General features: G+C 59.7%; 20 protein-coding genes and 1 pseudogene. 2 read left to right on the forward strand and 19 right to left on the reverse strand.

Annotated features, from left to right (window positions below):
* Positions 1 to 19 precede the first annotated feature (19 nt).
* The 14 genes and pseudogenes from K5E80_RS15260 to K5E80_RS15325 form a co-directional block, all read right to left on the reverse strand.
* Positions 20 to 925 (reverse strand): DUF6701 domain-containing protein, encoded by a 906-nt coding sequence (locus tag K5E80_RS15260; RefSeq protein WP_425514547.1) that lies wholly within the window; start codon positions 923 to 925, stop codon positions 20 to 22.
* Positions 823 to 3,111 (reverse strand): annotated as a pseudogene (locus K5E80_RS15265) (DUF6701 domain-containing protein); the annotation flags it as partial. The pseudogene K5E80_RS15265 and the gene K5E80_RS15260, both read right to left, overlap by 103 nt.
* 136 nt (positions 3,112 to 3,247) lie before the next feature.
* Positions 3,248 to 4,339, reverse strand: coding sequence for a tetratricopeptide repeat protein (locus tag K5E80_RS15270; RefSeq protein ID WP_220636966.1), 1,092 nt, complete (start codon positions 4,337 to 4,339; stop codon positions 3,248 to 3,250).
* Positions 4,336 to 5,163: an ExeA family protein gene (locus K5E80_RS15275; RefSeq protein ID WP_220636967.1), complete on the reverse strand. Its 828-nt coding sequence runs from the start codon at positions 5,161 to 5,163 to the stop codon at positions 4,336 to 4,338. The genes K5E80_RS15270 and K5E80_RS15275 overlap by 4 nt, the downstream gene beginning before the upstream one ends.
* A gap of 8 nt (positions 5,164 to 5,171) precedes the next feature.
* Positions 5,172 to 6,881: a pilus (MSHA type) biogenesis protein MshL gene (gene mshL, locus K5E80_RS15280; RefSeq protein ID WP_220636968.1), complete on the reverse strand. Its 1,710-nt coding sequence runs from the start codon at positions 6,879 to 6,881 to the stop codon at positions 5,172 to 5,174.
* Complete coding sequence (locus tag K5E80_RS15285) at positions 6,881 to 7,216, reverse strand: hypothetical protein (RefSeq protein ID WP_220636969.1); 336 nt, start codon at positions 7,214 to 7,216, stop codon at positions 6,881 to 6,883. The genes mshL and K5E80_RS15285 overlap by 1 nt, the downstream gene beginning before the upstream one ends.
* A 65-nt stretch (positions 7,217 to 7,281) precedes the next feature.
* Positions 7,282 to 7,971, reverse strand: a complete 690-nt coding sequence (gspM, locus tag K5E80_RS15290) for a type II secretion system protein GspM (RefSeq protein WP_220636970.1) — start codon at positions 7,969 to 7,971, stop codon at positions 7,282 to 7,284.
* Positions 7,968 to 8,684: a PilN domain-containing protein gene (locus K5E80_RS15295; RefSeq protein WP_220636971.1), complete on the reverse strand. Its 717-nt coding sequence runs from the start codon at positions 8,682 to 8,684 to the stop codon at positions 7,968 to 7,970. The genes gspM and K5E80_RS15295 overlap by 4 nt, the downstream gene beginning before the upstream one ends.
* Entirely contained in the window at positions 8,681 to 9,625 is a 945-nt protein-coding gene (locus K5E80_RS15300; protein ID WP_220636972.1) for a type IV pilus biogenesis protein PilM, read from the reverse strand. The genes K5E80_RS15295 and K5E80_RS15300 overlap by 4 nt, the downstream gene beginning before the upstream one ends.
* A 384-nt stretch (positions 9,626 to 10,009) precedes the next feature.
* Positions 10,010 to 10,378, reverse strand: coding sequence for a pilin (locus tag K5E80_RS16985; RefSeq protein ID WP_220636973.1), 369 nt, complete (start codon positions 10,376 to 10,378; stop codon positions 10,010 to 10,012).
* Between the two features lie 150 nt (positions 10,379 to 10,528).
* The gene (locus K5E80_RS16990; RefSeq protein WP_281420311.1) at positions 10,529 to 11,062 is read right to left on the reverse strand and encodes a prepilin-type N-terminal cleavage/methylation domain-containing protein; all 534 of its coding nucleotides are present in this window, start codon (positions 11,060 to 11,062) and stop codon (positions 10,529 to 10,531) included.
* A gap of 55 nt (positions 11,063 to 11,117) precedes the next feature.
* A complete protein-coding gene (locus K5E80_RS15315) occupies positions 11,118 to 11,564 on the reverse strand; it encodes a hypothetical protein (RefSeq protein WP_220636974.1) in 447 nt (148 codons plus the stop codon).
* Between the two features lies 1 nt (position 11,565).
* Complete coding sequence (locus tag K5E80_RS15320) at positions 11,566 to 12,804, reverse strand: type II secretion system F family protein (RefSeq protein WP_220636975.1); 1,239 nt, start codon at positions 12,802 to 12,804, stop codon at positions 11,566 to 11,568.
* A 2-nt stretch (positions 12,805 to 12,806) separates the two neighbouring features.
* A complete protein-coding gene (locus K5E80_RS15325; protein WP_220636976.1) occupies positions 12,807 to 14,516 on the reverse strand; it encodes a GspE/PulE family protein in 1,710 nt (569 codons plus the stop codon).
* Between the two features lie 80 nt (positions 14,517 to 14,596).
* Here K5E80_RS15325 and K5E80_RS15330 point away from each other — a divergent pair, with 80 nt between their 5' ends.
* Positions 14,597 to 15,061, forward strand: a complete 465-nt coding sequence (locus K5E80_RS15330) for a tRNA (cytidine(34)-2'-O)-methyltransferase (protein ID WP_220637358.1) — start codon at positions 14,597 to 14,599, stop codon at positions 15,059 to 15,061.
* Positions 15,062 to 15,214: 153 nt separating this feature from the next.
* Here the strand turns inward: K5E80_RS15330 and K5E80_RS15335 are convergent, their stop codons facing one another.
* The 5 genes from K5E80_RS15335 to K5E80_RS15355 form a co-directional block, all read right to left on the reverse strand.
* Positions 15,215 to 16,192 carry an NAD(P)H-dependent glycerol-3-phosphate dehydrogenase gene (locus K5E80_RS15335; protein ID WP_220637359.1) on the reverse strand — a complete coding sequence of 326 codons (978 nt, stop codon included), beginning with the start codon at positions 16,190 to 16,192 and terminating at the stop codon, positions 15,215 to 15,217.
* Between the two features lie 114 nt (positions 16,193 to 16,306).
* Positions 16,307 to 16,741: an SH3 domain-containing protein gene (locus K5E80_RS15340; protein WP_220636977.1), complete on the reverse strand. Its 435-nt coding sequence runs from the start codon at positions 16,739 to 16,741 to the stop codon at positions 16,307 to 16,309.
* 3 nt (positions 16,742 to 16,744) lie between these two features.
* Complete coding sequence (gene secB, locus K5E80_RS15345; RefSeq protein WP_220636978.1) at positions 16,745 to 17,203, reverse strand: protein-export chaperone SecB; 459 nt, start codon at positions 17,201 to 17,203, stop codon at positions 16,745 to 16,747.
* Positions 17,204 to 17,237: 34 nt separating this feature from the next.
* Positions 17,238 to 17,501: a glutaredoxin 3 gene (gene grxC / locus K5E80_RS15350; protein WP_220636979.1), complete on the reverse strand. Its 264-nt coding sequence runs from the start codon at positions 17,499 to 17,501 to the stop codon at positions 17,238 to 17,240.
* Positions 17,502 to 17,506: 5 nt separating this feature from the next.
* Positions 17,507 to 17,935 (reverse strand): rhodanese-like domain-containing protein, encoded by a 429-nt coding sequence (locus K5E80_RS15355; protein ID WP_246591005.1) that lies wholly within the window; start codon positions 17,933 to 17,935, stop codon positions 17,507 to 17,509.
* Between the two features lie 142 nt (positions 17,936 to 18,077).
* Between K5E80_RS15355 and K5E80_RS15360 the strand changes: the two genes are divergently transcribed.
* Positions 18,078 to 19,223, forward strand: coding sequence for a murein hydrolase activator EnvC family protein (locus K5E80_RS15360; protein ID WP_220636980.1), 1,146 nt, complete (start codon positions 18,078 to 18,080; stop codon positions 19,221 to 19,223).
* The last annotated feature ends 26 nt before the right edge of the window (positions 19,224 to 19,249 follow it).

The following is a 19,249-nucleotide window of genomic DNA, read 5'->3' on the forward strand; positions in this document are numbered from 1 at the left end:
ATAGGCAACGAATTCACGATCAATAACTTTCGCGAATATAGATCGGGCCTTTCTTGAGGCTGCTGCCGTAGATGCCGAAGGTTGCGCGAGCGGTTGGATCGCGATCATAGTTCGCCCCACACCATTTGCCGCTCAAATAGCTTAGGGCGGCGGAAGTCCCGCCGGACAACCCGGCACAGTTGCTGGGACTGCCGCTCGATCCCAGATTGACCACCAGATCAACGCTGCCCGCGGCTGCGCTGGCAGGTTTGGTCAGGGTAATGCTGCCTGCCCCGCTGCTTGTAGAGCCGCCAGTAATGGGGCCGGTATAGGCGCCAAGTCCGCCTTGTTTGTTGCCCGAGGCGATGTTGCTGCTGGCGATCGTGGTGCAACCATTATCAAAAGTATTCTTGACGAACGTACTCCCATTCCAGTACTGGACTTCAAACGGAATCACCAGATCGAATTGGTCCGAGCCATAGGCATTACCCAGCCACAGGCGGCCGTAGCGCAACAATGGAGAACTGAGCACGGCAGCCGAGGCGGCCGTCACGCCATCCGAATCGACCGGCAAGGTCGTCACGGTCACCGTCGTTGGCGCTGCGGGTGCCGTGGGGCGCACAATTTGATGCATCGCTGTCACCGTTGTGGCGCCCGCGCTCCAGGTATTGGAATTGCTCGCCGTCGGCGCGGTCGCGCTTGCCGCAAGGCTGGACCCCGCGGGTTGCGCAGGAACCCAGGTGCTCGCCGCAAAGCCGAAACCTGGGCTGGACGCTGATGCCGGCGCCGCCCCCACGTCGTCAGCGGCAACTTGGCCCAACTGGTGCTGCTGCCATCGCCCGCGTAATTGGCCGTCGTGGCGTTGCCTGCATTTTGTGCCGTAAGTGTGAAAGTTGTCTTGAACCCATCCTGACCGAAGTAGGAAAAGGCTGCGCCTGTCGAACATGCTGCCGTAATAGACGGCAAGGTAATGGTAAAGTGATCCGGGATAAAGCGGCCGAGAGAAACCGCGGCATTGTTACCGATGACGCATCCATACTGGCCACTGGCGAGCGAATCGTCGGTACTGCTCGAAATGCAATCGCCGGATTGATCGACAGAAGTGTAGGAGCTGTCCCGATACGCGCTGGCTGCAAGATAGAGGTAGCCCACCTCGGTATAACTGGCATTGTTGCTGGGCGTTGGCGCAGGGTTGGCCGTCAGCGAGGCCGGCAAGAGCGCCCCTACTACGCTGCCGCTTGCGGTGAGCTTTGTATTGTCGAGCGACAAGATACCAGCGTAATTCGTGCCGGTACTCGTGATTGCATACAGGGTAAACGGATTGCCAGCCTTAATGACCGGCGCTGCCGTGGCGGAGGGCGCAGCCGCGCTGGCACTGGTAACCAGGGTAACTGCCGACGGACGAATGGCGAAACTATCGGTGGAGCACACCACAACGGACGGTGACGAAGTGGGGTAACTGATCCGTACCCGTACATCGCGATAGGCATTGGCAACCGCCGACAGACTGACGCTGGATCGCCCGCCTGAAATGGCGGTTGAATTGATGGTTTGGATAATCGAATTGGCGGTGGGGCAATTGTCCGCGCCATAGCCGCTTCCGGCAGTGCCCGTGTTTGCCAGTAATTCGACCTTGACGTTATTGCTGAAGCTGGTTGCTTGCGCACCGCTGTTGATCGCCACCAAATCAAGGATGAAGGCAGTACCCGCCAGCTTGGTGTAGATATGGCCCGTAACGGCTCCCGCTGTGGTGCCGGTTTCGAAAGCGTTGAAGCTTGACGCGGTCTGCGCATTGTTTTGATAGGTGCAGGTGATGTTGTCACCCGCGACGGGGGTCAGCGTGAAGCTGCTGCCGCTACCGCTCGGCATCGTCGTTGCCGACCCCGACGTGGCGTTGATGCAGGAATAAATGACACTGTAGTTGGCGAGCGATCCGCTGGCGGCGGTCTCGGTGAGGGTAAGGGTTTGAGCTGGTTGGCTCCAGAGGGTCATCGATGCGCTGGTGCTCGCGCCGGCAGTGGCCACGGCGACTGGTGCTGAAATCGAGTCTCCTGCCGAATCGGTCAGGGTGCCGCCCCCCGTGGCCGTAACGGTGAATTGGTCGGTGGGATTGACCCGGCCGCCGATGTTGCTGACCATCGTGATTTTGCTGCGTTTGGTGTTGGTGATGGTGCATTTTGCATTGGGATTGGTGTTGCTCAGCGTGGCGGTGATGGTGCGGGTAGCCCCATTGGCAGTTACAAAACTGGCCGCGGAGGAGCCGTCGGGTTTGGTGCAGGCGATGGTGGCGGTAGGCTCCCAGAAGGTGGTGGCCGCTTCGGTAATGGTCAGGGTTGCGTTAGTGTCCGTGATACCCATCCGCACTTGTTTGCTACCGTTGTGCATGAGACTGAAACTGTTATCTCCAGTCATCACGGCGCTAGTGCCGCTGGCCGTAAACGCGAAGCTCTGGGCGTCGCCGGCGGGAATCGTCTGCTTGGTGACCGTGACCGAGCCTTTGACGAACGTGGCAGTGTCGACCACTGCCGTACCGGCGTTGCACTTTGAAGGCGAGGAATTTGTGACGTCGGCAGGTCCGGTGCAAGTATATGCACTCTGGGAATACACCAGCACGTAGGGAACCTTCAAGTGGCCAGTCGCATCGCCGGCGCACAACACCTTGATATTGTTGATGACGGGATTATCAACGCCAGCCGCCGTGTAATCGCCGCAGGCATCCACATTTTTCGCGAACCAGGGCAAGGGGCTGGTCGGAAAGGTCGCCACAGAACAAGTCTGGCCGGTGCCGGCAAGCTTGGGATCGTTGCCATTCTCGCCGGTAAAAAATCCCACGTTGTAGCGATCGGCATTGGTGCCGGCCAAACTGACTGCACCGATCAGGGTGACGTAGTCTCCGGCAACGCAACTGGTGGGGGAGCCGGGCTGGTTCGTTATAGAAATGCCGACGGTAAATTCGCCGGCTGTGCAATTCGTGGTATTGCGATCACCGGCGCAGGACAGCCCGTTAACCGCGGTGACGGAAGTGGCCTCGGCCGGGTTGATTACTCCGAAAACGGCGAGCAGTGCCAAGCCAAAGAAAATCAGGGACGGAGCACGGCTTTTTCTGCTTGCATTTGACAAGTTGAGATTCATGGGTGCTTTTAATTTCAGGTCGGCAACTCCCGGTACTGCTACTAGTCTTGGATTCCGATAGCGATAACCTTGCGACAGTGTCAGCGTAACCGAATATGCCACAGTTGCGGTGTGCCTTCTTATATACGACCCAGGTTCATTGGCCCTTCAGTTTCCATTCCACCTGCGCCGCCAGATCGGCGGGCAGGTTGCCGGCGTTGCGGGCCTGCGTATAGGCGTCTTTCGCCTCGGTCGGATGCTGGCCGGCTTCGAGCGCCAGGCCCAGACCGTACCACCAGCGGCCTTCGCCGGGTTTGAGCGCCAGCGCGGCGCGGTAGCGTTCCACCGCTTCGGGCAGGCGTTTCGCTTTCTGCAGCAGCAGGGCATGGAAGCCCATGTAATCGGCATTACGCTCGGCGTACGGAGCATATTGATCCAGCGTTTTAAGCGCGGCGGGATTGTCCCCGCGCTCCACTTGCAGGCGCGCTGCCAGCATGGCCCAGCCGATTTGTTTCTGATCGAGCGCCAGGCCGTCGAGTCCAATCGTTTCAGCTTCATTCCACTGTTTTTGATCGACCAGCAGGCTCAGCAGCGCCTGACGTGCCGCGACATGATGTGCGTCGATGCGCAGCGCGGCACGCAGCGCAACGGCCGCGTCGGCCAGCGTGCCGCGCCTGAGCAAGTTCATGCCTTTGCGATATTCCGCATCGGATGCATCGGAGATAGCCGCTGTGCGCGGTTGTTTTTCGATGATCGAATTGCCGAAGGGAACTTCACTCGCATTACCACGATCAACCGCCGTTGTTGCGGATGAGGCACGGTGTCTTTCGGCCGCGTTCGCATCGAGCGAGCGGTCGAGCTTTAGCGCGGGCTCCTGCCTGTCACTGCGCGCAGCGGGCGACCGAACTTCCTTGTGCGGCGCCGGCGCGACCTTGGCTGCCGGCGGAGCAGATTCATCCGGCGGAAAGCTCGGTAACGGTACGGACACCGGGGACGGCGCGAGCGCTACGGCTGGCGCTGTCGCCTGCGGTGAAGGAACGATGGGCTTGCTCTCTTGCTTCCATGTCAGCAGCAGCCAGACGATGAATGCACCGGCAAGCGCGCCGAGGCAGGCCAGCACGATCCCTTTCCAGGAAACCGCTGGCGGCGCCGCGGGTAGCGTTCGGACATGACGCGAGATGCCTTGCTTCTCCAGTTCCGAAGCGTGGCGCTGGTCCAGATCCTGCAACATTTTGTTGACCAGGCTCATGGGCGAATCCACGGCATGAAACGGGCGCCCTCGGTATCGCGGGCAGCCGCTAATACCTGACGCAAGCCGACCGAGGGCCGGCCTTCGCCAAATGCCGACAGCATGGATTTGTGGGCGAGAATGTTGACCAGCCGCGGCGTGCCGCCGGAAAAGCGGTAGAGCGAACTGCGCGCCAGCGGGGAAAACAGGGGATCGCCGTGGTAGCCGGCAATCCGCAACCGGTGCGAAACATATTCGTTGAGTTCGCGCCGCTGGAGCGGCGGCATCCGATAGTGGAAGGCAATGCGCTGGCGCAACTGCCGCACCGACGGCTCAGCCAGCTTCATATCCAGTTCGGGCTGGCCAAACAATACGATTTGAATCAGCTTGCGCTTTTCGGTTTCGAGATTGGAGAGCAGGCGGATGGTTTCCAGCGTCAACTGGGGCATGGTCTGCGCTTCATCGATGCACAACACCACCGTCCTGCCCTCATCCGCCAGCGCCAGCAGCCGTCGGTTGATGCTCTTGATGATGTGGCTCGCCTCTCCTTCCGCCGGAGCGCCCAACTCCTCGGCCACGGAACCCAGCAGCGCGCGCGGGTCGAACTGCGGATTGGGAATATAGGAGGCGAAATAGGGCTCCACCAGCATGGAGAGGAACTTGCGGCAGAGCAGCGTCTTGCCGGTGCCGACCTCGCCCGTGATCTTGACGAAGCCCTCGCCGCCCTCGACTGCAAGCATCAGGGTGTTGAGCGCTTCCTGATGCGCGGTCGCGGAATAGATGTACTGGGTATCCGGAGTGATGCCGAAGGGAAGTTCGCGAAGACCGAAATGCGCCAGGTACATTCGCTCGCTTACTCGTCCATGTGCAGCTGGCTCGGACTGAGGCTCCGCATCCGTTCCGCGCTCTGTTCGATGTCGCGCGCCCAAACGCGATCGTCGCGGACCAGCGTCGGCTTCAACAAGATGATCAGCTCGCGTTTGTGCAGGGCGTTGGAGCGCTGACCGAATGCCGCACCAATCACCGGCGCGCTGCCCAGCCCCGGAATCTGCGAGCGGTCATTGGTCTGGTCCTGCGTCATCAGGCCGCCAATCGCGACAATCTGCCCATCCTGGACGCGGACGATGCTGTCCGTTTCATTCACGCTGCTCTTGGCCAGAGGCAGCTTGAATGAGCCGAGCGAACCCAGATCGACGACTTTGGTGTTGTCCGCCACCGTACTGACGGCCGGATGCACATGAAGAATGATGTTGTCGTTTTCGTCGATCTGCGGCGTCACATCGAGCGATATGCCGGAAAAGTAGGGTGTCAAGGTCAGGCTCGGCGCGTTGGTGGTACCGGTCGTGGTCGTGGTCGTGGTCGACGTCACATTGGTAACGAACAGCTCGTCGGTGCCCACTTTCAGCACCGCTTTCTGGTTGTTCAGCGTCGCGATGCGTGGGCTCGACAACACCGACACGCTGCCCTGGGTCTCGAGAAAATTCAGCAGGGCCGAAAAGTTGCCGGTCTGAAAGGCCAGGCCGAAGAAACCCTGACTTCCCGTGGCTGTAGTACTCAGAGAACCGCCACTTCCTATAGTTGCAGTAACGTCGGGACCTATAAGCGCACCACTTGTCCCCAGCCGAACTCCGGGCGATCCGATCCCAACGATTTTATTGGACCGGAAAGCCGCCCAGTTCACGCCGGACTGATAATCGTCATTCAACTGCACATCGAGGATCTTCGCTTCGATCATGACCTGCCGCTCGACCACTATCTGGGTTGCCTTCAGGTAATTCTCGACGGCGCGGATTTCCCTCGGCATGGCTCTCAACACGATCATGCCGGAGTTCGGATTGATCACGATGCTGCGCCCATCGGCCGAGCCGACAATGGCGTTCAGTGCCGTCGTCAAATCCTTCCAGAAATCGTTATCGGTGCTGGTTCGCACCTGGCTGGTCAGCGTCGCCTGGTTATATTGATTGTTGCCGGTGCCGGACGGTATTACAGTCGATGCGCCCGTCGTGGTGGTACTTCCCGTCCCTGTCCCCCCGGTCGAAATCGAACTGGAGGTGACATGCAGGTCGCTTGCGCCCTGGCGGCGCGAGTCGAGATAATTGACCTGGAAGATGCGCGTCTGGATGGTGTTGGGCAGTATCGTGATGCGATTGCCCTGCATGCGGTATTCATAGCCGTACAGCTCGCGGATGGCATCGAGCGCTTCCTTCACCGTCACATCTTTCAGGTTTACCGTGATCTGGCCGCTGACCTCGGGCGTTATCAACATGTTGTAACGGGTGCCCGTCACCAGCGCCATGAATACCTGCGTCGCCGGCGCATTGACCAGCGACAGATCGAAACGCGCTTCGGCCTCCGCGCCGCTCCTGGGCATTTCCACCGCCAGCGGCGGCATCAGCGACTGTTCGGCGGACTCGGCGGTTGCGGTGGACTTGCGCTCCTTGCCTGCCCTGCGCATTTCATCGGCAATGCGGTCGTGTACATCGGTCTTGACCGCCGGTGGCGTGCAGGCCGCCAGCGACAACAGGAGCGAAGCTATCCACAAGTAGCCATGCCGTTGGTCCATTATTCTTTCCTCGTCGCGGCTCGCGATTTTTTGATCGCTTTACCGGAATGTTTAACCATCGTCGGTTTGATCTGCTTCTTTTCTATGCCCGGGGTCAGTGCCAAGGTCTCTTTTCCGCCCGGCCCGCTCAGCACCACGGAGGCTTCTCCTATCGCGGTCAATCTGGACTCGCCTACGCGCCCTCCCAGTTCGACATATTCGCCATTGATGATCGCCGCCGGCTCGCCGCCCTTGCGCCGGATGATGGTTTGCAAACCGGCAGCTGGCGCGAACGCATTTGCACTCGCTGTTCCAGGCGCACCCTCATTCAAAGCCGGCCGGGTCGGGTCGGACATTTGCGCCAGCGCTGGCGCAACCATTGCCCCGAGCAGCAGTCCCAAAAATATACCCCGCAAGTATTTCAGATAACCAGCCATGTACGATCCAGACTCAGGGTATAGACGGTAACGGTCAGCTCGACGCGTGGATATCTTGTGACTTCAAGATTCATCCGGCCCAGCAGCAGGCGCTGCGGCGAACTCTCCATCTCGCCCAGATAATTCAGCAGATCCTGATAGCCGCCGGCGAGCTTGATCTCGATGCCATGCTTATAGATATTGCCGGGTTCCGAAGCCGCGGCCTTGGCGGGGTCGCCCGGCTTTACGCTTGCCTTGTCGGCTTGAGCCGGAATGATCGGCAGCGGCGGCAAGGTGTGCAAGCTCACCAGTTCCAGTCCACGATGGCGGCTCAGCAGTGCCTGCAGCAGGAGCGCCATCTTCTCGGAGGGGACAAGCTCCTTGCCAAGACCGCTCAATTGGCGGTCAAGCTCGGCGAGATGCTGCCGGCTTTCGGCAATGGCGGCGCGGCTGGCCGCATCGGGATCCTTCAATTGCGCCTGCATTGCAGCCACCTGCGCACCGAGAGTCGTCATATCTGCCCGGTATTGGGCGATCTGCTTTTCGGCAGCCGCCTTGCGTATCAGGGCCGGATCAATCCAGACGTTATATCCGCCGAGCAAAATCACCACCAGGGCCGCCGCGCCTATCAGATATTTTTCGCGCAATTGCAGTGCCGCGAAGCGAGCGGACAGGGTTTTCCACTGTTCCATCATGGCTGCGCTCCAGCGGTCATTGGGGAGCGGTTTGCGTCGGAAGTTTCGGCTGCACCGTCCCCGAGCACGGGAGTCAAGGTGAACTCATGATACGAAGGTGCCAGCGGCAGATTGGTGGCAGGGACGGTTCCGGCGACCGCCGCCGCATTGTTGCCTGTCGCCGGTGCCGGTACGCTGAGCTGCAAGGCAGCGAAGGCCCGGCCCTGAAAAGCTTTTTCTGCATTGAGCCGCCGGATGTATTCCGGTATCAATGCGGGATTGGTCGTCCTGCCCCGAATTTCCATTCCCGTGCCGTCACCCGCCACGGCAAAGCCGGTGAGCCACAGCCCGCTTGGTGTTTGTCGCGCAAACCCGCGCAGGTATTCGGCAAAGCTGACCGCGCCCGGCCCCAGCCCCTTCTGCAGCAGGGCAAGGATCGCAACACGGATCGATTCCTGTGCTTTCATCCCGGCGAGTTGCTGTTCGAGTCTTGCATCCGGCTTGCGCGTGGACAACTGCCGGCCCAGGACGGGTATCTGATTCTGCAGGGCTTTAGCCTGAGGCGCGAGCAGTGCGGCTTCGGCTTCCAGCTTTCCCGCCCCGGTTCGCACCCACGCGCCTGCGACCATCACAATCAGCAGCAGTATCATCGATGTCAGTGCAAGATTGGTTGCGGTCAGCAACTCGCGCTGCCGGCGCAACTGCGGATCGTAAAGATTGATCTGCTGCGTCATTGGACCGGCGCCTCGTTGCGCAGCGCGGCGCCGATTGCCAGCAGGGCCTCAGCCTGACGCACAGGATCGGCCAATACGGGTATTGCGCTGAGATCGACCGCCTGCGTCAAATCCAGCACATCCAGTTTCTGATACAGATTTTCCTTCAGGTAGTCGACGAAACCATTGCTGCCCGGCAGCGGCGCAATCAGCACACGGCTCAGGGTGGTATAGCTGTGGGCGCGTTCAAAGTTGTCGAGTGAACGCTGCACTTCCAGCAATACCCTGTCGAAAAGTCCGTCCTCGCTTTTCCGTGCCTCGGCCAGTTCGCCGCGCTTGATGTCGATGAATCGCGACGACAACAACTCGCCCCGGTAAGTGAAGGTGAGCAATCCCCCGTCGTCATTGAAGGCCAACAGGGCGAGGCCACGATTCTCTTCTTCGAACAGCGCCGCCACGTTGCGTTGCGCTAGTTCCGGAATGTCGATGGTGGAGAGGGGAAGCTTCGCATCCTGGAACAGATGGATCCGCGGCGCCAATTGCGCATTGCCGGCGACGACGACGAAAATCTGCTGCGCCCGTCCTGCGCCGACGGCGGCGGGGGCCGGTATTTCGAGCACATCGACGACCGCCGTCTCTATGGGAACATCAACCTGCTCCTTGATGCGCCAGCGTACCGCTCCGCGCAGTTCTTCCCGGGCAACACCGGGCGATTCGACTTGCAGGAACTGGTACTGGCCATGCCGCAACAATGTCGTGCTGCGCCCATCGCCCAGGCGTTTGGCGCTGCGCAGTCGCTTCAGCGCTTCAAGCTCGCCTGCCTCCACGACAAAGGCATCCCAATCCAGTAAGCGCGGCTTGCCTCCGGCGGAACGGCGAACCCGGGCCACCTCGATCCGTCCCCGAGGGAAGATGATCGAAGTCCAATCATCATTTTTATTTTCGCGGTGTCGAGCCCACATCAGCCGATTTACCCCATTATCAATGGCTTATTGTCGTTAAAAACAGAGGGAACAATCCCCCAAAAACCCGAGGCTATCGCTGCCAATTGTTCCCTTATGACGCTTTCGACAGACAGGACTTCACGTTACAGTTATTGCGGCGATACGAGGGTATGCGAACAAGCTACCCGGTTTCTTTCGAGCATGTCGACGCTTTGTATCAAAAAGCACAAGCGGCTGATGAAACAAGGGAGACCGAAGCCTCCCTTGTTTACTACCTCGATACGGCGTAATGCCCTTTGGTTATTGCGCGCTACACAGGCTACGTTTATTGCTAACGTCGAGGGGTCAGAGAAAAGAACTATTCGAACCTGAACCGTTTTGTAAAGAAGTAAGACAAAAGGGCTACAGAATTCCAATACCGGTAAAGGTCGCAGTACCGGATTTCGCGTCAGTCAGTGTGCAACTGACCGTGGCATCAGCCGCAATGGCAGCGGCGGTAATTGTATAGCCAGTTGGCAAGCCCCCTTGCAGCAGGGCACTCCCATCAGTGCAGTTCGTTACCGCTTGGCCCTTCGTGCTAGCTGCCTTGCGCGCAGCGTAATTGATCGCCATAGCAGAGCCAATTGATCCCGCGACACCCGCTGTTGCCGCAGTTTGAGCTTCACTGCTCAGATCGATAAACTTCGGTATTGCCACCGCCGCAAGAATTCCCAGAATCACAATCACCACGACCAGTTCGATCAGGGTAAAGCCTTGTTGGTTGTTGCGCATATTGTCTCCCTCTTCCGATTTAATTTACTTTAATTAAAAAATACCTCTTGAATATTATATTACTAATTGACAATAACCATCAGCGTTTAGGATAGAGTCAATTGACACAATTTAACACTTATTGCATGTACCGCATGTCACTAACTCCACTCAGCACCCACTGGTATCGGATTTGATGGAAGGCGACAAAATTGCGGTACCCGCCAGCGCTGCCTCCAGATAGGTGACGCGGCAGTTCGGGGCCGTGCCGCCGGCGATGTCGTAGGTGCGACCATTGACCACCGCCCCATTGTTGTTGCCGGTGGTATTGCTGGCAGTCAGTCCGTCGGAATTGAGGTTCATGTCCGCGGCGATATCGATGCCGTCGAAGGTTGCCGTGGGGTAACGATTGGAAATCCGGACCGCGTGTCCGTCCATATTCACGAACGGCGGATTGGCGGAACAGTTGTTCGCGGTGGTGGCGGCGCCGGGGTTGGCCAGATCCAGCTCGCAGCGGGAGCGGGCCAGCATCGCGGCCGAACGCAGGGAACCATATATCGCCATGACCTTCGCCGTGCGTGCATCGTGCTGGGCGTCGATCATGCGTGGCAAGGCCACGGCAGCGAGGATGCCGATGATGGTGATGACAATGATCAACTCGATCAGGGTAAAACCCCGTTGAGATTCGTTACGCATGGAATTCATGATCCCCTTCCTCTCTTGCCTGTTATCGAAAATAGCATATTTTCCCGAACCCGCTTTACTTTGTCTGCCCTGCCACGGCGGGCGCGACCTCGGCCAGCCTGAGCCCCGTCACCCCGCCGCCGGGACCGGAAATGCCGACGATATGCCAGCGCAGCTCGCTTCTGCCTTCAAATGCCATGGGGATTAGCGGCCGATAGACCAGTTCATGGCGCCGGGCATCGAATTGCCAGTCGCCCTTTGCGCCGCTGCCGCCGTTCGGTCGGCCAATCAATTCCAGCGGATTGGTTTCCGCCAGCGTCCCCATCGACTTGTCCTCGCCGCGCATCAATTTTTCCGCCATGGCCAGTTGCAAGCCGGTACGCATGTTGCGAATGGCGAGCGTCATCGCCAGGCGCTCCGACTGCGCTTCCGTAACGAGCATGGCAAGCAGGAATATTCCCGCCACGACTGCGATGACGGCCAGCTCGAAGCGCGAGGTGATGGCAAGGCGGCGGTCGGCCACGTCATTTATGCATCGCGACTCTGCCGAGATCCCAGATCGGCAGGAAGATGCCCAGCGCCAGGATCAGCACCATGACTCCAAGCATGACGATCAGGATCGGCTCGATCTGCTGAGCGAGAGTCTTGAGCTCATATTCGACCTCGTTCTGGTACATGCCGCCGATCTCTTCCATCATCTCGTCCAGTGCCCCGGATTCCTCGCCGACCGCGATCATCTGCAATACCACGGGCGTAAACACGCCGGCGCCGATCGACGCCCGCAGCAGGGATTCGCCGCGCTCGATGCTGTCGCGCATGCGCTCCACCTTGTCCGCGATGTAGGCGTTGTCCATGGTGTTGGCGACGGTGGTCATGGCCTGGATGATCGGCACGCCGGAACGCGAGGCAAGCGCGAAGCTGCGGGCAAAGCGGGCAAGCGTGGCCTTGTGGATGATCTTTCCGGCGATCGGAATGCGGAGTTTTATCCTGTCCCACTCGTAGTGGCCGGCGGTCGTCGCTACCCAGCCGCGGAATGCGGCGCCCGCCACGGCAATGGCGCCAATGAGGATGTACCACCAATGCACCGTGAAATTCGAGAAGCCGATGAGGATGCGCGTCAGCAACGGCAACTCGGCGCCGAAGCCGGCGAACACCTTGGCGAAGGCTGGTATGACAAATATATTCACGACGAACAGGGCGACCGCCATCGCCGCCACGACGAAGCTCGGGTAGCGCAACGCCGACTTGACCTGCTCGCGCATGAGGCGCTCGAACTCCAGGTGGTCGAACAGGCGCAGGAATACTTCCTCCAGCCGCCCCGTCATTTCGCCGACGCGCACCATGGAAAGATAGAACCCGGAAAATACCGTGGGGTGGCGCGCCATCGAGAGGGAGAGTTCGCGGCCGCTGTCGAGGCTGGTGCGGATCTGGCCCAGCACTTTTTTCATCGCCTGATTGACGGCGGACTCCTGCAGACCGGCCAAGGCCCGCATGATGGGAATGCCAGCCTTCAGCAGGGTATGGATCTGGCGCGTAAACAGCAGCACATCGACGTGCCGGATACGGTCGCCGAACAAATCGAAGCCGCCGCTGGCGCCCGCTTCCGCCGTTTCCTTTGCGCCCGCCAGTGCAGGCTTGATCTCCAGCGGCGTAATGCCGCTGGAAAACAGCAGATCGGCCACGGCGCTCGACGTGGCGCCCTCCAGCGAACCGTTAACCAGTTCGCCGGCGCTATTGCGGCCGCTATACGAGAATGCCGGCACGTTTATTCTTCAAGCTGGTTGCTGATGCGCATGGCTTCGCTGACCGTGGTCCTGCCTTCCAGCACCAGACGCACGGCATCGCGGCGCAAGGTATTGCCGGCCATCTGTTCGCGACCGAGGCGGATGAACTCATGCGGATCGCCCTGGTTGGCAGCCGCGACCAGGGCGTTGGTCATTTCCAGAAATTCATAGACGGCCTGACGGCCCTGATAGCCGGTGTTGGAACAATGGGCGCAACCTGTGCCATGTTTATAGTCTTTACTGTCAACCTGGTCGCCGACTTCGTAGCGCAGCCATTCGCGTTCATGCGGCTCCAGCTCATGCGGCGCCGAGCAGTTCTGACAGATCACGCGCACCAGGCGCTGCGCCAATACCATGTGGATGGACAGTGCCACCATGTAAGATGGAACCCCCATGTCGAGCAGCCGGATCGGCGTCGACAAGGCATCGTTGGTATGCAGTGTGGATAGAACCATATGGCCGGTCATGGCGGCGCGCATGCCGATTTCGGCAGTGTCCTCATCCCGCATTTCGCCGACGAGGATGATGTCCGGATCCTGGCGCAGCGCGGAACGCAACACGCGCGAGAAACTCAGGTCAATCTTCTCATGCACCTGCACCTGATTGATGCCCGGCAGGCGATATTCGACCGGATCTTCGACGGTGATGATTTTCATTTCCGGCGAGTTGAGTTCGTTCAACGCCGCATACAGCGTGGTGGTCTTGCCGGAGCCGGTCGGACCGGTGACCAGCACGATGCCCGACGGCCGGCTGATGGCACGGCGAAAGCGCTCCAGCACATGGGGCGGCATGCTCAGCCGATCCAGTTCCAGCAGTCCGGTATTTTGCGCCAGCAAGCGCATGACTACCGACTCGCCATACTGGTTCGGCATGGTCGAGATACGAACGTCGACCGCCTGCCCGCGCAGCTTGATGTTGAAGCGCCCGTCCTGCGGCAGGCGCTTCTCCGAAATATCGAGGTTGGACATCAGTTTCAGGCGCAGCACCAGGGCGGTGGCGATCTTGCTGTCGGCCTCGGTCTGGATATGCAGCACGCCGTCGATGCGAAAGCGGATCAGCAGAGATTTTTCCTGCGGTTCGACATGGATGTCGGAAGCCCGGGTTTTCTGCGCTTCTTCGAATATTGTCTGCAGCAGTTTGACCACCGGTGCATCTTCGGCCCCCGGCGCAAGCCCCACCACGGTGCCGAACTCGACCGGGACGTTGCCCATCTCCTGGGTTAACTCCTTGGCCAATCCGGAAATCTCTTCGGTGCGCCGGTAAATGCGGTCCAGCAGCGGCATCAACTGGCTTTCGACGATCACGGCCTGTTCGATCTCGCGTCTGACGATACGGGAAACCTCATCGTAGGCGACGATGTCGGTTGGATCGGCAAAACCAATCCGCAATATGCCGTTTCTTTCGCCGAGCACCAGTGCACGGAAACGTCGCGCCGGAACCTCGGGCAGCAGCTTGATCAGATTGACATCCGGGTTGAATGTGCGCAGATTGACGTAGTCGCACTTCAACTGGCGTGCCAGAGCCTTGCCGATCATTTCCTCCGTCACATAACCGCTGTCGACAAAAATGCGGCCCAGCTTGCGGCCATTGCGTTTTTGTTCCGCCAGCGCCAGCTTGATTTGTTCCTCAGTCAACAGGCCCTGCTGAAGCAGTAAATCGCCAAGACGGATTCGCTCCGGGGGACTTGCCATCTACAATCTCCAATTTGGTGCTGCGGCGCCGGGCCAACCATCCAATTCCTGCACGAAAACCCATTCTAGCAACTAAGTATATGTTCCATATCGTTCTATATCAGCCTGAAATCCCCCCCAATACAGGCAATGTCGTCCGTCTGGCTGCCAACGCAGGATGCATTTTGCATCTTGTTGAGCCGCTCGGGTTCGACATCAGCGACAGGGCGGTACGCCGCGCCGGCCTCGATTACGCGGAGTTCACACAAGTGCGGGTTCACCGCGATTGGTCGAGTTGCCGTAAAGCGCTGCAAGGCCGGCGCATGTTTGCCTTGACCACCAAGGGCCATGCAAATGTCTTTGCGACAAAATTTTCAGCGGGCGATGTGTTCGTGTTCGGCCCCGAATCTCGCGGCCTGCCAGCACAAACGCTGGAAGACATCGGCGCCGGAAACAACCTGCGCCTGCCGATGATGCCGAACTGCCGCAGCCTGAACCTTTCCAACGCCGTCGCGGTGACGGTGTATGAGGCATGGCGGCAGGTGGGATTTGAAAAAGGCGTTTAACCGTGGCGACACGGCGAGCACGGCGAAAGACAAAAGCATTAATTACGGAGGGCTAACTAGCTGCTTTTTGCCTTTCTTTTATTCGGGTTTTCTTGGTTTTCGCCGGCCCACGGGGATTTCCTTTGGTCATGCTCGCCGTGTCACCGTGGTGAATTATTCAATTTTTGCTTCGCGCGCCATCAACTGCCCAACCGCGTCGCTTGGCGCGAGTCTGCCATCGAGCACGGCAATCACGGTTCTGGTGATGGGCATGTCGATGCCGAGCTGCTCGGCGCGCAGCGCCACCTCGCGCGCCGCCGGCACGCCTTCCGCGACATGACCGAGTTCGCGCGTGACCTGCTCCAGCGGCGTGCCGGATGCCAGTGCGAATCCGACGCGGCGGTTGCGCGACAGGTCACCGGTGCAGGTCAGGATGAGATCGCCGACGCCGGTCAGGCCCATGAAGGTTTCGCTGCGCGCGCCGAGCGCGACGCCGAAGCGGGTGATTTCGGCCAGACCGCGGGTCACCAGCGCGGCGCGGGCGTTCAAGCCGAGGCCGAGGCCGTCGCTGATGCCGGTGGCGATGGCGAGCACATTTTTCACCGCGCCGCCCACCTCCGCGCCGATCAGATCGTCGTTGGCGTAAATGCGCATGCTGCTGCCATGCAGCGCGTTTGCCATGTTCATGGCAAACGCAGCGTCATGCGATGCGAGAACTACGGCAGTGGGCAGGCCACGCGCCACTTCCTCGGCGAAACTGGGCCCGGTCAACACGCCGCTGGCAGCGCCGGGATGTACTTCCGCTGCCACCTGATGCGGCAACAGGGCAGTGCCGGCTTCCAGTCCCTTGCAGACCCAGAGTAGCGGCACCCGTGGCGCCAACCGTTGGAGAGAAAGCAGGGAGGAACGCAGGCCAGCCACCGGAGTGGCGATCAGGAACAGATCGGCGTCTGCCGCATCGGCGATGGCCGCCACGGCGACGATTGCTTGCGGCAACTGGTGGCCGGGCAGATAACGTGCGTTTTCGTGTGTCTGATTGATTGCAGCGGCGTGCGCGGCATCATCCGCGATCAGCGTCATCGCATGGCGCTGGGCGAAGTTGATCGCCAGTGCCGTGCCCCACGCTCCGGCACCGATCACCGTGATCTTCAAACCGAAAACCACCCGAGGTTCAAGGTCCAATGTTCATGATGCAAGATGCAAGATTCAAGATGCAAGTTACCACCTTGCCCCTTGAATCTTGGACCTTGAATCTTTGTTTTCAATTCACAACCCCCAGACTTGGGATGCTTTGACGAAGCCGCTCTGGCCGTCGCGATGTTTCACCTTGGCCCAGCCCGGCGGACCGGCCTCGACCAGGTCGAGCACGACATTCTTCTCGGCGGAAAACACGATAGTGCTTTTGTCATTGGCCTCGGCGCGGATGTCGGCCTTGTCGACCCGCACCAGCAGGGTACGTGCAGATGACAGCAGCTGCGCTTCGATCCAGGCCATGTTGCCGCCGTTGTCGCGCACCTTGATCCAGTTTTCCTGAGCCAGTACGACTTCAACCGGGCTGCCGCGGGCAATGATGAAATGCTTGACGCCCTTGCTTGACGGCGCGTCGTAGAGCACCGCATTGTCGCTGACGGAGCGGTAGTCCAAGGCAAAGGCCGGTACCGAAAGCGCAAACCCCAGCGAAAGGACGGCCAGCGTTCGCATGTTTTACTGGACTTGGGCCGGCGCTGGCTGCGCCGCTTGCGCGGCGTGTTGCTGGTACAGCGCCTCGAAATTGACCGGGGCCAGCAGCACGGGAGGGAAACCGGCGCGGTTGATGGTCTCGGAAACGACTTCGCGCAGGTAGGGGAACAGGATCGTCGGGCAGGTCACACCAAGAATCGGATCGATGCTTTCCTGCGGCACGTTGCGGATCCCGAAAATGCCGCCCTGGCCGGCTTCAACGAGGAAGTAAGTCTTGTCCTCGTGCTTGGCCGTCACGGTGACGGTCAGCACCACGTTGTAGAGTCCCTCGCTGACGGTATTTGCCGCACTGTGCAGTTCAATGCTGATGTTCGGCCCGGCCTGTTCGAGGAACACGGCGGGTGCGTTGGGCACCTCCAGTGACAAATCCTTGACGTAAAGCTTTTCGATGCTGAAGGCGGGCTGTTGTTCTTGATCGCTCATGGGAAAAGACCGTTTGGGTAAATGGAGAAGAATATTACGACATTTGTGACAACAGAGAATCGAGCTTGCCGGCGTGGTCGAGCGCGTACAGTTCGTCGCAACCGCCGACATGGGTGGCGCCGATGAAAATCTGTGGCACCGTGCGCTGGCCGGTTTTTTCCATCATTTCCTGGCGCCGCGCGGGATCGAGATCGACGCGGACCTTTTCGATATCGGTCGCGCCCTTGTGCCGTAGCAGTTGTTCGGCACGGATGCAGAACGGACACACGGCGGTGGCATACATCAGGATTTTCGCCACGATGATTACGACTTTCTGGTCAAGGGCAGGCCGGCTTCGGACCATGCCGCGATGCCGCCCGCCAGGTTGAATACCTTTTCAAAGCCGGCCTTTTCGAGCTTTGCTGCCGCGGTCTGTCCGCGGCTGCCCATGGCACAGCAAACGATCACCGGCGTCTGCTTGAACTTCTCGATCTCGACCAGACGCTTGTCGAACTGGGTAAGCGCGAGATGGCGCGCATTGGCGATATGGCCGTTATTCCATTCGGATGTTTCACGCACATCGAGCACCAGAGCATCCTCGCGGTTCATCAACAGCGTGGCCGCGGCGGGTGTCAGGCTCATCTTGTTGCCGCGCAGCAGCGGCCACAGCAGCATGCCGCCGCTGACCAGGGCCGCAACAACCCAGTACCATTGATGCCGGATAAATTCGATCATTTCAATTCGGTCTTTCATGTTTCGCCCGGAGGCCTTAGCCGGATCCCGAGCAGATTGGGCCGGTATTATAGAATGCCAGCCTGTCTCCTCTGTGTCCTCTGTGACCTCTGTGGCGAAAAGATTTTGCCTTGTTTTTGTACTGAGCCTGCTGGCTGCTGCCATGGCAGCGCCGATCGATGCCAAGCGCAAGGAACTCAAAACCCTGCAATCGCGTCTCGGCGCCTTGCAAAGCGATCTCACCAGGAACGAGGCGTCGAAGGCCGACGCCGCCGACAAACTGCGCGACATCGAATCCTCGATTTCGGTCGCCAATCGCAGACTGCGCGGATTGGGCGACAACCGCGCCGCGGTTCTGGCCCAGTTAAGCGATCTGGAGCGGCAGTCGCAACAACTGGCGGTACAGATCGAGCGCCAGCAGCAACACCTCTCCCGTTTGCTCTACCAGCAGTTTGTGCATGGCAATGACGATGCGCTGCATGTGCTGTTGGCGGGTGGCGACCCCAACCAGTCGGCCCGTGAGCGCTATTTCCTCACCTTGCTGTCACGTGAAAAGGCGAATCTGCTGGATGAAATGCGCGCTGCCCTGAAGGAAAAAAACCGCCTTGCCGCTGCTGCGCAAGAAAAGAATGAGGAACTCGCCGCCATTGAAAAACAACAGCAGACGGAACGCACCGCGCTGCTGGGCCAGCAAAAGGAGCGCCAGATCCTGTTGGCGAAAATTGCCAATCGCATCAAGGCCCAGAAGAAACAGATCGACACCCTCAAGGGCAACGAGAAGCGCCTGACCAGGCTGATCGACGGCTTGGCGCGGCTCGCCATCCGTCCCAAGGCAAAACGAGCCGTGCCGGGGCCGGCACCCCGGCGCGGCAAGATCGAACGCGGCCCCGATTTGTCCAATGTCAGCGGCGCTTTCGCCGCGTTGCGCGGCAGATTGCATCTGCCGGTGCGTGGCGCCATTGCCGACCGCTTCGGTTCGCAGCGCGGCGACCGTGCCACCACCTGGAAGGGAATTTTCATCCGCGCCAGCGAAGGCAGCGATGTCCATGCCGTTGCCGACGGTACCGTTGTTTATGCCGATTGGTTGCGTGGTTTCGGTAACCTGATGATCGTCGACCATGGCGACGACTTTCTTTCCGTTTATGGCAACAACCAGTCGCTGCTGCGTGAAGCCGGTCAGGACGTCAAGGCCGGAGAGGCCATCGCAACGGTCGGCGCCAGCGGTGGCGGCGAGGAATCGGGTTTATACTTCGAACTCAGGCATCAGGGCCAACCCTTCGACCCTTTACGCTGGATAAGCCTGAAGTAATTTACTCTCCCCACTCCCGTTTCAGA

The sequence above is a fragment of the Georgfuchsia toluolica genome (assembly GCF_907163265.1).
Lineage (GTDB): Bacteria > Pseudomonadota > Gammaproteobacteria > Burkholderiales > Rhodocyclaceae > Georgfuchsia > Georgfuchsia toluolica.

Bases quoted from the DNA above. Each gene is read 5' to 3' on its own strand.
- K5E80_RS15260 (WP_425514547.1), bottom strand. From the start codon at position 925: ATGTTCGACAGGCGCAGCCTTTTCCTACTTCGGTCAGGATGGGTTCAA.
- K5E80_RS15270 (WP_220636966.1), bottom strand. From the start codon at position 4,339: ATGAGCCTGGTCAACAAAATGTTGCAGGATCTGGACCAGCGCCACGCT.
- K5E80_RS15275 (WP_220636967.1), bottom strand. From the start codon at position 5,163: ATGTACCTGGCGCATTTCGGTCTTCGCGAACTTCCCTTCGGCATCACT.
- mshL (WP_220636968.1), bottom strand. From the start codon at position 6,881: ATGGACCAACGGCATGGCTACTTGTGGATAGCTTCGCTCCTGTTGTCG.
- K5E80_RS15285 (WP_220636969.1), bottom strand. From the start codon at position 7,216: ATGTCCGACCCGACCCGGCCGGCTTTGAATGAGGGTGCGCCTGGAACA.
- gspM (WP_220636970.1), bottom strand. From the start codon at position 7,971: ATGATGGAACAGTGGAAAACCCTGTCCGCTCGCTTCGCGGCACTGCAA.
- K5E80_RS15295 (WP_220636971.1), bottom strand. From the start codon at position 8,684: ATGACGCAGCAGATCAATCTTTACGATCCGCAGTTGCGCCGGCAGCGC.
- K5E80_RS15300 (WP_220636972.1), bottom strand. From the start codon at position 9,625: ATGTGGGCTCGACACCGCGAAAATAAAAATGATGATTGGACTTCGATC.
- K5E80_RS16985 (WP_220636973.1), bottom strand. From the start codon at position 10,378: ATGCGCAACAACCAACAAGGCTTTACCCTGATCGAACTGGTCGTGGTG.
- K5E80_RS16990 (WP_281420311.1), bottom strand. From the start codon at position 11,062: ATGAATTCCATGCGTAACGAATCTCAACGGGGTTTTACCCTGATCGAG.
- K5E80_RS15325 (WP_220636976.1), bottom strand. From the start codon at position 14,516: ATGGCAAGTCCCCCGGAGCGAATCCGTCTTGGCGATTTACTGCTTCAG.
- K5E80_RS15330 (WP_220637358.1), top strand. From the start codon at position 14,597: ATGTTCCATATCGTTCTATATCAGCCTGAAATCCCCCCCAATACAGGC.
- K5E80_RS15340 (WP_220636977.1), bottom strand. From the start codon at position 16,741: ATGCGAACGCTGGCCGTCCTTTCGCTGGGGTTTGCGCTTTCGGTACCG.
- secB (WP_220636978.1), bottom strand. From the start codon at position 17,203: ATGAGCGATCAAGAACAACAGCCCGCCTTCAGCATCGAAAAGCTTTAC.
- K5E80_RS15355 (WP_246591005.1), bottom strand. From the start codon at position 17,935: ATGAAAGACCGAATTGAAATGATCGAATTTATCCGGCATCAATGGTAC.
- K5E80_RS15360 (WP_220636980.1), top strand. From the start codon at position 18,078: ATGGCAGCGCCGATCGATGCCAAGCGCAAGGAACTCAAAACCCTGCAA.